Origin of the sequence: Curtobacterium sp. PhB78, from assembly GCF_003751685.1 — a bacterium.
In the GTDB taxonomy this organism is placed as follows: Bacteria; Actinomycetota; Actinomycetes; order Actinomycetales; family Microbacteriaceae; genus Curtobacterium.
This window is the reverse complement of record NZ_RKIA01000003.1, coordinates 17,053-31,155: the sequence shown is the minus strand read 5'-3', so window position 1 is coordinate 31,155 and position 14,103 is coordinate 17,053. Positions and strand designations below refer to the sequence as shown.

Genomic DNA, 14,103 nt, shown 5'->3' with positions numbered 1-14,103 from the left:
ACGAGCATGCGTCGGGCGGTGTGCCGCGGCGCGCGCCACAGCCGCCGCGCGTAGGTTCCAGCCATGAGTGCAGAGCTGACGCTCGGCGCCGAGGAAGAGCTGCACCTCATCGACCTCGAGTCCGGCCGACTTTCCGCGAAGGCCCCGCGCCTTCTGCCCAAGCTGCCCGCCGACCGCTTCGGCGCGGAACTGCAGCGCACGACCATCGAGACGAACACCCCCGTGGTGCGCACCCTCGACGACCTGCGGCGGGTGATCGTCGACCTGCGCCGGGAGCTCAGCGCCGCGATCGCACCGGCGGGGGTCACCATCGCGTCGGTCGGGACGGCGCCGCGGTCCGAGTACGCCGACTTCGAACTGACCAGCGGCGGGCGCTACGGCCGGATGCAGGAGCAGTACCGGATGCTCGTCGACGAGCAGCTCATCTGCGGCCTGCAGGTGCACGTCGGTGTGAGCGACCGCGACCTGGCGGTGCAGATCGCCCAACGGGTCGCGCCGGTGCTGCCGGTGCTACTGGCCCTGAGCGCGTCGAGTCCGTTCTGGAACGGGCAGGACACCGGGTACTCGTCGTTCCGCAGCATCATCTGGCAGCGGTGGCCGTCGGCCGGCAGCTTCGGGCGGGTGTCGAACGCGGCGGAGTACGACAAGGTGCTCGACGACCTGATCGCGTCGGGGGTGATCGCCGACAAGAAGATGGCGTACTTCGACGTGCGGCCGTCGTCGCACGCTCCGACGCTCGAGCTCCGGGTCTGCGACGCCACCCCGATCGTCGACGACGCGGTCCTGATCGCCGGCCTGTTCCGGGCCGCGGTGCGGAAGGCCGAGGTCGCCGTCGAGTCCGGCGCCGAGTGGCACCCACGCAGCGAACCCCTGCACCGTGCGGCGATGTGGCAGGCGGCGCGCACGGGGCTGAGCGGCGAACTGCTCGGCCTCGGGCAGCACCCGGACCGCCTGCCCGCCGAGGTCGCCGTCCGGCAACTGGTGTCCCGCCTGCGCCCGGAACTCGAGGAGCTCGGCGACTGGGGCACCGTCACGGACCTGCTCGAGGCGACCCTGGCCCGCGGCAACTCCACCGATCGACAGCGCACCGCGTACGCCGAGCGCGGGGAGCTCGACGACGTCGTCGCCCTGGTGGTCGAGGACACCGCCGGCACGCCGTCCGGACGTGACGAGGACCCGGCGGTCGCGGTCCCCGGGTACCGCGTGCGCGCCGGCGACGAAGCGGTCGGCCCCGGTGCCCGCCCCCGTCCGGCGTTCCGCGACCTGGCGACGTACTTCACCGCCTGGGACGCCGACACGACGAACGAGCACTGCGCCGCACGCGACGCCTGGGCCCGCGAGCACGAGGTCGGCTTCGTCGTGGACGGCGGCGTGCAGGCGTTCGGGTGCGACCTGGTGCCGCGGACGATCAGCGCGTACGAGTGGTCGCAGCTGGAGCGCGGCCTCGGGCAGCGCGCACGGGCGATCGAGCTGTTCCTGCGCGACGTGTACGGCGAGCGGCGGATCGTGGCCGACGGGGTGATGGACGAGCACCAGTTCGTCGGCGCGAACGGCTGGGACCCCGACGCTTCGCGCCTGCCCGGTCACGCGGTGCGCGCGCCCGTGCTCGGCTTCGACCTGGTCCGGAACGAGTTCGGTGGCTGGCGGGTGCTCGAGGACAACGTGCGCTCGCCCTCCGGGGTGGCGTACGGCATCGCACTCCGCGAGCTCATGGACGCCGTCGTGCCCGACGCGCCCCGTCCGGCGCTGTTGCGGGACCCGCACGGCGTGACCGACCGCCTGCGTGAGACCCTCCGCGCGAACGCGACCGCGGTGACCGGCAACCCGGACCCGGTGCTCGCACTCGTCAGCGACGGCCCCGCCGCCGGCGCGTGGTTCGAGCACCGCAGGCTGGCCGACGGAGCCGGGCTGCGCCTCCTGGCCGGGTCTGACCTGGACGTCCGTGACGGACGCGTGGTCGACGCGACGACCGGCGACGTGCTCGACGGGCTGTACCTGCGGATCGACCGCGACGTGCGGGCCCTGACCGCGGACCACGCGCCGGAGCTGGGCGCCCGCATCCTCGACGTCGCCGAGGCCGGACACGTCCACCTGTCGAACGCCCCGGGCAACGCCTTGGTCGACGACAAGGCGATGTACGTCAACGTGCCGGACCTGATCTGGTACTACCTGGACGAGAAGCCGCTGCTCGAGTCGGTGCCGACGTACCGCACGAGCATCGAGGGCGAGCGGCTGTCCGTGCTCGACCGGGTCGGCGAACTCGTGACGAAGCCGGTCGACGGCGAAGGCGGACGCGGGGTCCTGATCGGGCCGAGCGCGAGTGCCCCGGAGGTCGCCGAGCGACGGCGTGAGATCGCCGCGGACCCTGCTGGTTGGGTCGGGCAGGAAGTGGTGCAGCTGTCGTCGCACCCGACCATCGGACCCGCGGGCCTCGACCCACGGCACGTCGACCTGCGCGCGTTCGTCTACCTGACCGGCACCGGCGCGGACGACGCGCACCTCGCCGACGTCGCGCTGACCCGGGTCGCGCCCGAGGGCAGCATGGTCGTGAACTCGTCGCGCGGCGGCGGGGCCAAGGACACGTGGATCGTGGGATCCGCCGCGAAGGCGGCGGTCGAGGGAGAGCGCTGATGTGTGGACTCGCGGGCGAGATCCGGTTCGACGGCACGGCCCCGGACGTCGGGGCGGTGGCGCGGATGACCGGGTGCATGGTGCACCGCGGCCCCGACGGTGACGGGCTGTGGGCACGCGGGCCGATCGCGCTCGGGCACCGACGGCTGTCGATCGTCGACCTGTCCACCGCCGGCGCGCAGCCGATGGTGCTGCCCCGGGCCGGACTGACGATCGCGTACAACGGCATGGTCTACAACTACGCGCAGCTGCGTGACGAGCTGCGCGGCAGGGGGCACGAGTTCTTCTCGACGTCGGACACCGAGGTCATCGCCGTCGCCTACGCCGAGTGGGGCACGGCCTTCGTCGAGCACCTGATCGGCATGTTCGCCATCGCGATCTGGGAGCACGCCAGCGGCCGACTCGTCCTCGCGCGGGACCGGCTCGGCATCAAGCCGTTGTACGTGGCACAGGTACCAGGCGGGCTGCGGTTCGCAAGCTCCCTGCCTGCGGTGCTGGCCGGTGGCGGCATCGACACGTCCATCGACCCCGTCGCCTTCGCGTCCTACATGAGCTTCCACTCGATCGTGCCGGCACCCCGCACGATCCTGTCCGGTGTCGGCAAGCTCCCGCCCGCCACCGTCCGGGTGATCGAGCGCGACGGTACGTCCCGCGACACCGTGTACTGGGAGCCGCGGTTCGAACGCGACCCCGCCAGGGCCGACTGGACCGACCAGGACTGGGAGCAGGCGTTCATCGGGTCGCTCCGCACCGCGGTCGAGCGCCGCATGGTGGCCGACGTCCCCGTCGGCGTGCTGCTGTCCGGCGGCATCGACTCGTCCCTGGTCGTCGGACTGCTCGCCGAGGCCGGGCAGCAGGACCTCGCCACGTTCAGCATCGGCTTCGAGGCCGCTGGCGGTGAGTCCGGCGACGAGTTCGAGTACTCGGACCAGGTCGCGAAGCACTTCGGCACCGACCACCACCGCATCCACATCCCCTCGACGCGCCTGCTCGACGGCATCGACGGTGCGGTCGCCGCCATGAGTGAGCCGATGGTCAGCCACGACTGCGTCGCGTTCTACCTGCTGTCGCAGGAGGTCTCGCAGCACGTCAAGGTCGTGCAGTCCGGCCAGGGTGCCGACGAGGTGCTCGCCGGCTACGACTGGTACCCGCCGCTCGCCGACGTCCCCCGTGACCAGGCGGCGGAGGCCTACCGCTCCGTGTTCATGGACCGTCGCTGGCCCGCGCTGCAGGGGCTGCTCGGGGGGCGCTGGAAGAGCGACGACGACACCCCGTCGGCGTTCGTGGACGCTGCGTTCGCGGTTCCGGGCGCGGAGACGAGCGTGGATGCTGCGCTCCGCAGCGACACGATGACGATGCTCGTCGACGACCCGGTCAAGCGCGTCGACAACATGACGATGGCGTGGGGCCTCGAGGCCCGCGTGCCGTTCCTGGACCACGAGTTCGTCGAGCTCGCCGGTGCGATCCCGCCCGCGCTCAAGCTGTCGGACGGCGGCAAGGGCGTCATGAAGCGGGCGTCGCGCGGCATCGTCCCCGACAGTGTCATCGACCGCAGCAAGGGGTCGTTCCCGGTGCCCGCGATCCGGCAGCTCGAGGGCCCGTACCTGGAGCGGGTGCGCGCGGCACTGCACGCGCCGGAGGCACGTGAGCGCGGCCTGTTCGACCCGGGTACGGTCGAGCGGATGCTCCAGGACCCGAACAGCACGCGGACCGAGATCGGCGCGAACGCGCTCTGGCAGCTCGGCCTGATCGAGATGTGGCTGCAGCAGCAGGGGGTGCGGTGATGCGGCCGGGAGGCGCGGCGAGCGTCGCGTCGTCGGCCGACGTCCGTCCCTCGGTCACCACCAGGGCCGCGGCCGACCTGGGTGAGCGGCTCGCCGCCGCCTGGGGGTCGTGGGGCCCCACGATGACCCGGAACGCCCGGCGCGTGGCGTTCGTGTCCGACCGGCACGGCACGCCCGAGGTGTTCGTGCAGGACGTCGTCGTCGACGGCGAACTGCCGGAACCGGTCCGGATCGCGCTGTCCGACGACCCCGTGACCCGGGTGTCGTGGTCGTCCGACGGGGAGTGGCTCGCCGTGGCGATCGCGACCGACGGTGGCGTGAAGCAGCAGGTCTGGGTGGTCCGGCCGGACGGCACCGACGCCGCACAGATCGCCGGTTCGCGGTACCAGCACGCGGAACTCGGCCCGTGGAGCCGCAGCGGGCACCGGGTCGTCATCACGCTGCCCTCGACCGAAGCCGACCAGCCGGCCCGCTCGTACCTGGTCGACCCGGTGTCCGGCGACCGCGACGACCTGGCCGTCGGCGAACTCATCCACATCCTCGACCTGTCGGTGGAGGAACGCCTCGTCGTGCTCAGTGACGGGCAGCGTGGGCAGGAGTTCGTGGTCGTCGTCGACCGGCTGACCGACGAGAGCCACGCCCTGTTCGCCGACGACCCCGACGGGTCCGCCGAGATCGCGTTCCTGCGGCCCTCGCCCGCAAGCGAGACCAGCCCCCTCGTCGCCTACGTCGCCACCGAGGCCGGACTGCCCCGCCGCGGACTCGTCGCGCAGCCGGTCGGACCACACGGCTGGCGCGGCACTCCCCGACGGATCATCGAGCGCGCCGACGCCGAACTCGAGTACCTCGACGCCGACGACGCCGGCCGCACGCTGCTGCTCGTCTGGAACGTCGACGGGCGCAGCGAACTCGACCTCATCAACACCCACGACGCCTCGCGCACCGCGGTGCCCGACCTGCCCGGGTACGTCGTCACCGACCCGGTGCTCAGCCGTGACGGCCGGAGCGTGCTGCTCGCCGTCGAGGGACCGACCCGACCGCGAGAACTCTGGCGGCTCGACACGAACGCGCTCACCTGGAGCCGGGTCTCCGACGTCCCCGCGCTGCCGGACCTGCAGCTGGTCGAGCCGACGCTCGAGCGGTTCACCGCCCGTGACGGACTGGAGCTGACCGCCTGGCTGTACCGGGCGGTGGAGCCGGCCGCGGCGGTGGCGGATGCCGATGACGTGACGCGGGACGTTCCTCCCGGCCCGCGCGCAGCGCTCGTCCACCTGCACGGCGGACCGGAGTCGCAGGAGCGACCCACGTTCTCACCGCAGCACCAGGCGCTCGCCGCAGCGGGCGTGACCGTCCTCGCCCCGAACATCCGCGGTTCGTCCGGGTACGGACACGAGTTCGTGCACGCAGACGACCTGGCCCTGCGCTGGAACGCACTCGCCGACGTCGTGGACTGCGCACGGTTCCTGGTGTCGAACGGGTACGCCGACCGCTCCCGGGTGGCCGTCGAGGGCCGCTCCTACGGCGGGTACGCGACCCTCGCGTCGTTGGCGTTCACGCCCGACGTGTTCGCGGCCGGGGTCGCCGTGTGCGGGATGAGCGACTTCGCCACGTTCTACCGGGACACCGAACCGTGGATCGCCTCTGCCGCCGCGACGAAGTACGGGCACCCCGTCGACGACGAAGCGCTGCTCGCGGCCCTGTCGCCGATGCGGGCGATCGACGACGTCACGGCGCCGTTGCTCGTCGTGCACGGTGAGCTCGACACGAACGTCCCCATCGGCGAGGCGCACCAGGTGGTCGCGGCGCTGCGGGAGCGGGCGCACGACGTCGAGTACCTGGAGCTCGCGGGTGAAGGGCACGAGTACCGACGGGCGTCGTCGCGGGCGCTTCTGGTGGTGCGGATGGTGGAGTTCGTGGCGTCGCGGCTGGGGTGAGGCGGGGCGCTCGGTCTGGTGCGAGGTTCCATACTCCGTGCGGTGCACGTGCGCTCGCACCGAGCACGGAACCTCGCACGGCCCGTGAGCCCCCTCGCACCGTGCGAGCCGCACCACGGTGTCACCGGGTGCAACGATGCGCCGGCGGCGCTCGCCGCGGGCAGAGAATGGTGGGATGACGACGACTGCGCCGACCTCGACCGCGCTGCCCCGACCGGGAGAGGTCCTCGTGACCTCGGCAGCGGACGTCGAGCAGGTCGTCCAACGCGCCACGAACCACTACGCCTCCGGGGTCGTCGCGGACACCGCCGGATGGGCGGACGGCGACCGTCGGCGGATCGAGGACCTCGGGTTCCGTGCTGGTGATGCCCGCGGCGAAGCGCTCCGGACCCTCGACCTGACGATCGCCGCCGACGGCACCCCGACGCGGATGCTCGACGCGCCCGCCATGGCCGCGCTGAACAGCCACCACGCACGGTTCGCCGAGCGGCGTGGCGAGATCGTCCGGTACCAGACCGACGTGTCGGTGTGGACAGGGATCCCCGCGCAACCCACTGCGCAGGACTGGGAGGACGTCCGGGCGCTGCTCGGGTCGGGCGGGATGCTCGGCGTCGGTGCGGCTGCCGTCCTGCCGTCGGGGTGGGAGCTCGTCGAGGGCGCCGGGGGCGTGCAGCTCACCGGCGAGGCGATCGAGGGGGCGCCCGACGACGAAGCCATCGTGCTGACAGCCGACGACGTGCCGGAGATGACCGCCCTGGTGGAGCGGACGAAGCCGGGGCCGTTCCTGCCGCGCACCATCGAGCTCGGCACGTACCTGGGCATCCGGCGCGACGGGCGACTCGTCGCGATGGCGGGGGAGCGGTTGCACCCGCCGGGGTGGACCGAGATCAGCGCGGTGTGCACGGACGAGGCGTACCGGGGGCAGGGGTTCGGGCGGCGGCTGGTGCTCGCCGTCGCGCACGGCATCCGCGAGCGTGGGGAGACACCCCTGATGCACGCGGCTGCCGGGAACACCGGGGCGATCGGGTTGTACCAGCACCTCGGGTTCCGGCTGCGGGATCGCGGGGCGCCGCGGTTCGTGCGGGTGCCGTGAGCTGGGCTCGTTCCTGACCGTCAGAAGGCGGTGAGGGCGCGCCGGAGCATGTCGTGGCCCTGGGCCTCGAAGCCCTCGTCACCGACGGCGTAGGCCCAGGTCGCGGTGCCGACGGCCTCGCGGAGTTGCAGCCAGCGCCAAGCGTCCGACTCGCGCGGATCGTCGCCGTAGCCGTCGAAGAACGCCGCTTCGAGGGCCGGATCGTCCTGCCAGTGCAGCACCGCGAGGCGGGTGAGGTCGAAGGCGGCCGGGCGCCAGCCGAAGCGGCCGAAGTCGATGACGCGGAGCCTGCCGTGGCCGTGGCCGTGGCCGTCGCCTTCGTCGTCGACGATCCAGTTGCGCGGGTGGAAGTCGCCGTGGGTCGGGACCAGGGGCTCGTCCGGGTGGTCGGTGGGGAGCATCTCGAGTGCCGCGCGGGTCCGGGCGACGACGTCTGCCGAGATCCGGTGCGGGGCATCGAGCGCGCGGAGGGCCTTCGCCTGTTCGTGCAGCAGGAACGTCGGGTCGTGCCGGGTGCCGTGGTCGTGCAGACGCCGGAGGACTGCGCCGGCCTGCCGGTGGACGTCGGGGGCGTGCTCGTCCGGGGTCCCGAGGGCGAGGTGACCGGGGACGCGCTCGAGGACCAGGACCCGGTGCTGTTCGTCCGCGGCCACGAGGGCACCGGTGTCCCCGGCGGCGCACAGGTCGTCGGTCACGGTCCGGTGCGCGTCGAGTTCGCGGGGAAAGTGGGTGTTGTCCTGGCCCGAGGCCTTCACGGTGTAGCTGTCGTCGCCGTCGACGACGTGCAGGACCCTCGTGTCGAGCAGACCCCACGAGTCGTCCGCCACGAAGACCGCGTCGGGGAGCGTGCGGAGCACGAACGCCATCTGGTGGTCGTCGAGTCCGGTGTCGCCCCAGTGCATGGCGGCACGTTACCCGGTCCGCTCTGCGCACCGCGGCCGTTCTGGGGGCTTGTCGACCCTTCCGCACCCTCGGACACTGATGCAGCCGTCCGCCACCGGGGTGCGGGTGCGGCGTGATCAAGGAGGCGCTGTGCGCACGTCGTCGAAGGCCGCAGCCGCGGTCGCACTCGGGCTCGCCCTGACGGCGGTCGTCGCCGCACCGGGAATCGCGGGAGCGCCAAGCTGCCAGGGGAGCAGCATCTCGATCCACGACCTGGCGTCCGGGTGTCGCGTCAGCTCCGGCGCGGTCGCACTCGAGGACGGCCGGACCTTCGCGGTACCCGCAGCCGGCGTCACGCTCACCGCTGCCCCGGTCGCCGAAGGGGACACCGACCCCGGTGACGTGGTGATCGCGAACCGTGGTGCCGCGGGCATCGCCGTGCAGGTCGACGAGGTGTGGGCCGGATCGCCCACCGCCGTCCGGCAGGAACGCGCAGCCCAGCAGCGCCGCACGCTCGGAGCGACGATCCGTGGCACCGTCTCGCACAGCGGCGCCACGACGTCCGCGAGCTGCGGGAGCAAGGCGTACGTGCTGACCGGCGCGCACTGGGAGTCCACCGTCCAGTGGCGGTACAACCCGACGGGGTCGAAGGTGTCGAACGTCGCAGCGATCCAGCGCGGTGCCGAGGCCTGGACCGGCACGATCACGGCGTGCGGTGAGACGGTCCAGTCGACGGCGGCCCAGGAGTACCTCGGCACCGCGACGCAGAAGCCTGCGGTCACCGCCGATGGTGGCTGCGGGACCTCGAACCGGACGAGCGTCGTCGGGTGGGGCAAGCTGCCGTCGAAGACCCTGGCGCTGACGTGCATCTGGTCCTTCACGGGCGGGGTCGCATTCGAGACCGACCAGCGGTACTCGACGAGCCACCGGTGGGCATCGACCAGCACCTGCTCGGGCAACCGGTTCGACCTGCGCGGCATCGCGACGCACGAGTGGGGGCACTCGTACGGGCTCGGGCACACGGCGCAGAAGTCGGGGCTCGTGATGAAGCCGTCGTCCACGGTGTGCGACACAGCGCAGCGGACGCTCGGGCTCGGCGATCTGCGGGGGATCGCGGTGCTGTACTGAGCGGACGCGACGGCGTCGTCGATCTGTCCACAGGATCAGCTGGACGGGCCCGCTGACCGCGCGCACTGGCTACGGTCGTTCGCGATGACCCAACCTGCCCTGCCCGAGAATTACGCGGCAACGCTCGATGCGCTGAAGAAGCGCGTCCAATCCGCCAGGTTCACGGCGCAGCGCCGTGTCAACACAGAGCTGGTCCGCCTCTACTGGCAGATCGGCGCAATGATTCTCGACCGCCAGCAAACCGCAGGGTGGGGGAGTGGGCTCGTGGACCAGTTGGCGCGTGATCTCCGGACCGCCTTTCCTGAGATGAAGGGCTTCTCACGGCGGAACGTGTTCTACATGCGCAGTTTCGCGGCAGCGTGGCCTGGTCCGGATGTCGTGCAACAGCCTGTTGCACAACTTCCGTGGGGTCACATCACGGTGTTGCTCGGTCGCCTCGACGGCCGAGAGCGCCGTGACTGGTACGCGGCGCAAGCGCTCGAGCACGGTTGGTCCCGGAACGTCCTCGAGCACCACGTCGCGACGAACGCCCACGAGCGATTCACCTCAGCACTGACCAACTTCGACCGTGTCCTCGACGAGGCTGACTCCGATCTGGCGCAGCAGATCACGCGCGATCCGTACGTGCTCGACTTCTTGGCGCTCGACGCAGGTGCAACGGAGCGACAGCTCGAGGAGCGGCTCGTCGACCGCATCATCGACACGCTCCGGGAGCTCGGCACTGGGTCTTCGTTCGTCGGGCGGCAAGTTCAACCCCGAACACCTCGGCCAGCTGTCGTTCTACGTGTCCCCGGTCGACGACCGGCTCCGGCGCCAACAGCACTCGGGCACCGTTGGGCTCCTGCTCGTGGCTGACAAGAACGACCCGGTCGTGCGGTACGCCCTCAGCGGGCACGGAGCCCCGGTCGGCGTCGCTCGGTACGACCTCCTTCCATCGACGCTTCGTGCGGCACTGCCCTCGGAGGACGACCTGACGGGGATGCTCTCCGATTCTGCCGTCAACTGATCAGGGCCGAGCTGTCGAATTCGTGGATTCTCTAGGATCGACCCATGTCCACGACCATGCCCGGCTTCGGGACGGAGCGCATCACGCAGCTCGGCCTGCGTGACCGCGTCTACGACCGGGTGCTCGAGGTCCTGATGGGCCACGACGTCGAACCCGGCATGCGACTGTCGATCGACGGGCTCGCCCGCACCCTCGGCGTCTCCCCGACCCCGGTGCGCGAAGCCCTCGTGCAGCTCGAACGCACCGGCCTCGTCACCCGAGAGGCGAACAAGGGGTACCGGGTCTCCCCACCCCTGGCTGGCGACCAACTCGAGGCGCTGTTCGACGCCCGGCTCATCGTGGAGAGCGGTGCCGTCGAGCTCGCTGCGCGCGGTGACGTCGACGCCCTGCGGGAGCGGCTCGGCACGGCGCTCGACGAGCAGGCTGCGGTGGCCGACGAGGTCGCGGCGGTCGGTGCGGCTGAGGCTTCGGAGGAACTCATGGCCCGCTTCTTCCGCAGCGACTGGCAGTTCCACCAGCTGATCTTCGATGCCACGCGGAACCCGTTCCTCGAGGAGATGTCCGAGATCATCACGACGCGGGTGCACCGTATGCGGCAGATCGTCGAGGGTGGCGGGGACGACACCGACCGCGCCGTGCACGAGCACCGAGCGGTGGTCGATGCCCTCGCGGTCGGGCCGGCTGAAGCGGTCGCGGCGATGCGGCACCACATCGACGCCGTCCGGCTCCGGTCGCGCGAGGACGCTTCGCACACGAGCTGATCCCGCAGGGGTTGCGCTCTGTCGAGGTGCGAGTATCTTTCCTATAGGAAAGAGGTTCACCGCCGAACCCCGACATGCGAAGGAGCATTCCGTGAGCACACCGCAGGACTGGGTCGAACAGGATTGGGACCCCACCACCTGGACGTCGGACACCTGGCCGATCGCCGCCTGTCTGCACGGCTTCGCCCAGGTCACTCGAGACGGCACCGCGTTCCACGATGCCCCGGCCGAGGTGTGGGACGACGTGTTCGCACAGATCGCAGCCGCCGGGTTCTCGCTCGCCGAACTCGCCGACAGCCACATCCGCCCCGCGGACCTCGAGCGCTCCCGCCGCGACGAGCTGTTCGCCGTCGCGAAGGCGCACGGCATCGGGATCCCCTCGGTGCACCTGCAGCGCAAGAGCGTCATCCAGCCCGGGCACGAGGAGGACAACCTCGCCTACGCCCACCGCACCATCGACGCGGCGGCCGAGTGGGGCATGCAGGTGTTCTCGACGGGCCTGCACCAGCCGTTCAACGAGGCCCAGAAGCGCGCGCTGTGGTTCTGGACCGCGCAGGGCCCGAAGGACCCGGACGACCCCGAGGTCTGGAACGCGGCGGTCAAGCGCCTGCGGGAGCTCGGTGAGCACGCTGCCTCCGTCGGACTGCCGATGGCCCTCGAGCTGTACGAGGACACCTACCTCGGCACCGCCGACAGCGCCGTGCGACTGGTCGAGGACATCGGGCTCGACAACGTCGGCCTGAACGCGGACGTCGCCAACCTCATCCGCCTCCACCGGCCGATCGAGGACTGGCGGGAGCTCTTCGCGAAGACCATGCCGCACACGAACTACCTGCACGTGAAGAACTACACGCGTGACGAGGCCGGCGACGGCAGCTGGGCGACGAGCGCGCCGAGCACCATGGAGACGGGCCTCATCAACTACCGCCAGGTCCTGCGCGACGCTGTCGCCGACGGGTTCCGCGGGATCGTCATGACCGAGCAGTACGGCGGGGACAGCCTCGGCGTCTGCGCAACGAACCAGCAGTACATCCGATCCGTCCTCGCGACGACGAAGCTCGACGCGACGGCGACCCCGACTGCAGCAACCAGCACCGAAGGAGCAACCCGATGAGCACCCTCGACATCGCCGTCGTCGGATCCGGCTACATGGGCGGCGGGATCGCCCAGGTCCTCGCCCTCGCTGGCCACACCGTCCGGATCGCCGACGTCTCGGCCGAGATCGCCGCGTCCAACCGAGCCCGGCTCATCGCAGAGACCGAGCAGTTCGTCGCGGACGGCCTGTTCCCCGCGGACGCCGTGGCACGCGTCGACGCCCACCTCAGCGCAGCCGCCTCCATCGAGGAAGCAGTCGCGGAGGCCGACTTCATCGAGGAGGCCGTCCCCGAGAAGATCGAGATCAAGCACGCGACCCTCCGCCGCATCAGCGAAGCCGCCCGCCCCGACGCGATCATCGGCTCGAACACCTCGACGATCCTGATCGAGTCGCTGGCCGAGGCGGTCGTCGGCCCGGAGCGGTTCCTCGGCGTGCACTTCTCGAACCCGGCGCCGTTCATCCCCGGCGTCGAGCTCATCCCGCACCCGACCACGAACGAGCACGCGATCGCGGTCGGCGAGACCGTCGTCGCCGCGACCGGCAAGCAGTCGGCGCGGGTGAAGGACTCGACCGGGTTCGTGCTGAACCGCCTGCAGTACGCGCTGTTCGAGGAGGCCACGAAGATCGCCGACGAGGGCATCGCCACCCCCGACGACATCGACACCATCGTGCGGACCACGTTCGGGTTCCGCCTGCCGTTCTTCGGCCCGTTCGCGATCGCCGACATGGCCGGCCTCGACGTCTACGCGTTCTGCTTCGAGTCGCTGCAGACCCGCTGGCCCGAGCGCTTCGCCACCCCGCCGTCGCTGCAGCAGCACGTCGACGCGGGCGAGCTCGGCACGAAGTCCGGCGCCGGGTACCTCGAGGTGCCGGCCGACCGCACGCCGGAGCTCGTCGCCTACCGCAACAAGGCCTACGTCGCGATGCAGAAGCTGCTCGACGACCTCGGCCCGGCCCCGATCCGCTGAGGGGGACGAGCATGAACACGAACACGAACACGCAGAACCAGCCCCGCACCGCCGTCCTCACCGGAGCGGCATCACCGCGGGGCATCGGTCGTGCCACCGCCCACCACCTGGCCGAGGCCGGCTGGGACATCGGCATCATCGACCTCGACCAGACGGCCAGCGAACATGTCGCCACCGAGATCCGCGAGCGGCACGGCGTCCGTGCGGTCGGCGTCGGCGCGAACGTCGCCGACGAGACCGCGGTCCGGGCAGCGTTCGACACGATCGAGGCCGAACTCGATCCCGTCGTCGCCCTCGTCAACCTGGCCGGCGTCTCGTCCGCGCACGCCTACCTCGACCTGCCCGAGGGGGAGTGGCACCGCGTGCTGTCGATCAACCTCGACGGCGTGCACTTCGCCAGCCTGCGGGCAGCGGAGTCGATGGTGCAGCACGGCTACGGCCGCATCGTGAACCTGTCGTCGGTCTCGGCCCAGCGCGGTGGCGGCACCTTCAGCAAGACCCCGTACACGGTGGCGAAGGCCGGCGTGATCGGCCTGACCCGTGGCCTGGCCCGCGAGCTCGGCCCGCGCGGCGTCACCGTCAACGCGATCGCTCCCGGCCCGATCGACACCGACATCATGGGCGGCACCCTGACCGAGGAGCGCAAGACCGAGATGGCAGCGGACGGCGTGCTGCCGCGCATCGGTACGCCGCGGGACATCGCCGCGGCGATCGCGTACCTGATCAGCGAGGACGCTGGGTTCGTCACCGGCCAGACGCTGAACGTCGACGGCGGCCTGTACATGCACTAGAGCCGACCGGCCACGGATCGCGCGCCGTC

At 71.4% G+C, this 14,103-nt stretch carries 10 protein-coding genes and 1 pseudogene; 10 read left to right on the top strand and 1 reads right to left on the bottom strand.

Features of this window, described 5'->3' with window-relative positions:
* Positions 1-63 precede the first annotated feature (63 nt).
* The 4 genes from EDF53_RS06965 to EDF53_RS06950 all read left to right on the top strand — a co-directional run bounded on the left by EDF53_RS06965 (position 64) and on the right by EDF53_RS06950 (position 7,442).
* Positions 64-2,631 (top strand): carboxylate--amine ligase/circularly permuted type 2 ATP-grasp protein, encoded by a 2,568-nt coding sequence (locus EDF53_RS06965; protein WP_123292898.1) that lies wholly within the window; start codon positions 64-66, stop codon positions 2,629-2,631.
* Positions 2,631-4,415, top strand: a complete 1,785-nt coding sequence (locus EDF53_RS06960) for an N-acetylglutaminylglutamine amidotransferase (protein ID WP_123292897.1) — start codon at positions 2,631-2,633, stop codon at positions 4,413-4,415. The genes EDF53_RS06965 and EDF53_RS06960 overlap by 1 nt, the downstream gene beginning before the upstream one ends.
* Positions 4,415-6,349, top strand: coding sequence for a prolyl oligopeptidase family serine peptidase (locus EDF53_RS06955; protein ID WP_123292896.1), 1,935 nt, complete (start codon positions 4,415-4,417; stop codon positions 6,347-6,349). The genes EDF53_RS06960 and EDF53_RS06955 overlap by 1 nt, the downstream gene beginning before the upstream one ends.
* Positions 6,350-6,524: 175 nt before the next feature.
* The gene (locus tag EDF53_RS06950; protein ID WP_221181200.1) at positions 6,525-7,442 is read left to right on the top strand and encodes a GNAT family N-acetyltransferase; all 918 of its coding nucleotides are present in this window, start codon (positions 6,525-6,527) and stop codon (positions 7,440-7,442) included.
* A gap of 20 nt (positions 7,443-7,462) precedes the next feature.
* On the opposite strand, the gene EDF53_RS06945 is transcribed toward EDF53_RS06950, so the two are convergent.
* A complete protein-coding gene (locus EDF53_RS06945) occupies positions 7,463-8,344 on the bottom strand; it encodes an aminoglycoside phosphotransferase family protein (protein ID WP_123292895.1) in 882 nt (293 codons plus the stop codon).
* Positions 8,345-8,474: 130 nt separating this feature from the next.
* Between EDF53_RS06945 and EDF53_RS06940 the strand changes: the two genes are divergently transcribed.
* The 6 genes and pseudogenes from EDF53_RS06940 to EDF53_RS06915 all read left to right on the top strand — a co-directional run bounded on the left by EDF53_RS06940 (position 8,475) and on the right by EDF53_RS06915 (position 14,074).
* Complete coding sequence (locus EDF53_RS06940) at positions 8,475-9,452, top strand: matrixin family metalloprotease (protein ID WP_185020976.1); 978 nt, start codon at positions 8,475-8,477, stop codon at positions 9,450-9,452.
* Between the two features lie 84 nt (positions 9,453-9,536).
* A pseudogene (locus EDF53_RS06935) lies at positions 9,537-10,458 on the top strand (YhcG family protein).
* Between the two features lie 44 nt (positions 10,459-10,502).
* A complete protein-coding gene (locus EDF53_RS06930; RefSeq protein WP_111083725.1) occupies positions 10,503-11,219 on the top strand; it encodes a GntR family transcriptional regulator in 717 nt (238 codons plus the stop codon).
* A gap of 91 nt (positions 11,220-11,310) precedes the next feature.
* Positions 11,311-12,333, top strand: coding sequence for a sugar phosphate isomerase/epimerase (locus EDF53_RS06925; RefSeq protein ID WP_123292893.1), 1,023 nt, complete (start codon positions 11,311-11,313; stop codon positions 12,331-12,333).
* The gene (locus EDF53_RS06920) at positions 12,330-13,283 is read left to right on the top strand and encodes a 3-hydroxyacyl-CoA dehydrogenase family protein (RefSeq protein ID WP_123292892.1); all 954 of its coding nucleotides are present in this window, start codon (positions 12,330-12,332) and stop codon (positions 13,281-13,283) included. The genes EDF53_RS06925 and EDF53_RS06920 overlap by 4 nt, the downstream gene beginning before the upstream one ends.
* An 11-nt stretch (positions 13,284-13,294) precedes the next feature.
* Positions 13,295-14,074, top strand: coding sequence for an SDR family NAD(P)-dependent oxidoreductase (locus tag EDF53_RS06915; RefSeq protein ID WP_123292891.1), 780 nt, complete (start codon positions 13,295-13,297; stop codon positions 14,072-14,074).
* Positions 14,075-14,103 lie beyond the last annotated feature (29 nt).

Bases quoted from the DNA above. Each gene is read 5' to 3' on its own strand.
- EDF53_RS06965 (WP_123292898.1), top strand. From the start codon at position 64: ATGAGTGCAGAGCTGACGCTCGGCGCCGAGGAAGAGCTGCACCTCATC.
- EDF53_RS06960 (WP_123292897.1), top strand. From the start codon at position 2,631: ATGTGTGGACTCGCGGGCGAGATCCGGTTCGACGGCACGGCCCCGGAC.
- EDF53_RS06955 (WP_123292896.1), top strand. From the start codon at position 4,415: ATGCGGCCGGGAGGCGCGGCGAGCGTCGCGTCGTCGGCCGACGTCCGT.
- EDF53_RS06950 (WP_221181200.1), top strand. From the start codon at position 6,525: ATGACGACGACTGCGCCGACCTCGACCGCGCTGCCCCGACCGGGAGAG.
- EDF53_RS06945 (WP_123292895.1), bottom strand. From the start codon at position 8,344: ATGCACTGGGGCGACACCGGACTCGACGACCACCAGATGGCGTTCGTG.
- EDF53_RS06930 (WP_111083725.1), top strand. From the start codon at position 10,503: ATGTCCACGACCATGCCCGGCTTCGGGACGGAGCGCATCACGCAGCTC.
- EDF53_RS06920 (WP_123292892.1), top strand. From the start codon at position 12,330: ATGAGCACCCTCGACATCGCCGTCGTCGGATCCGGCTACATGGGCGGC.
- EDF53_RS06915 (WP_123292891.1), top strand. From the start codon at position 13,295: ATGAACACGAACACGAACACGCAGAACCAGCCCCGCACCGCCGTCCTC.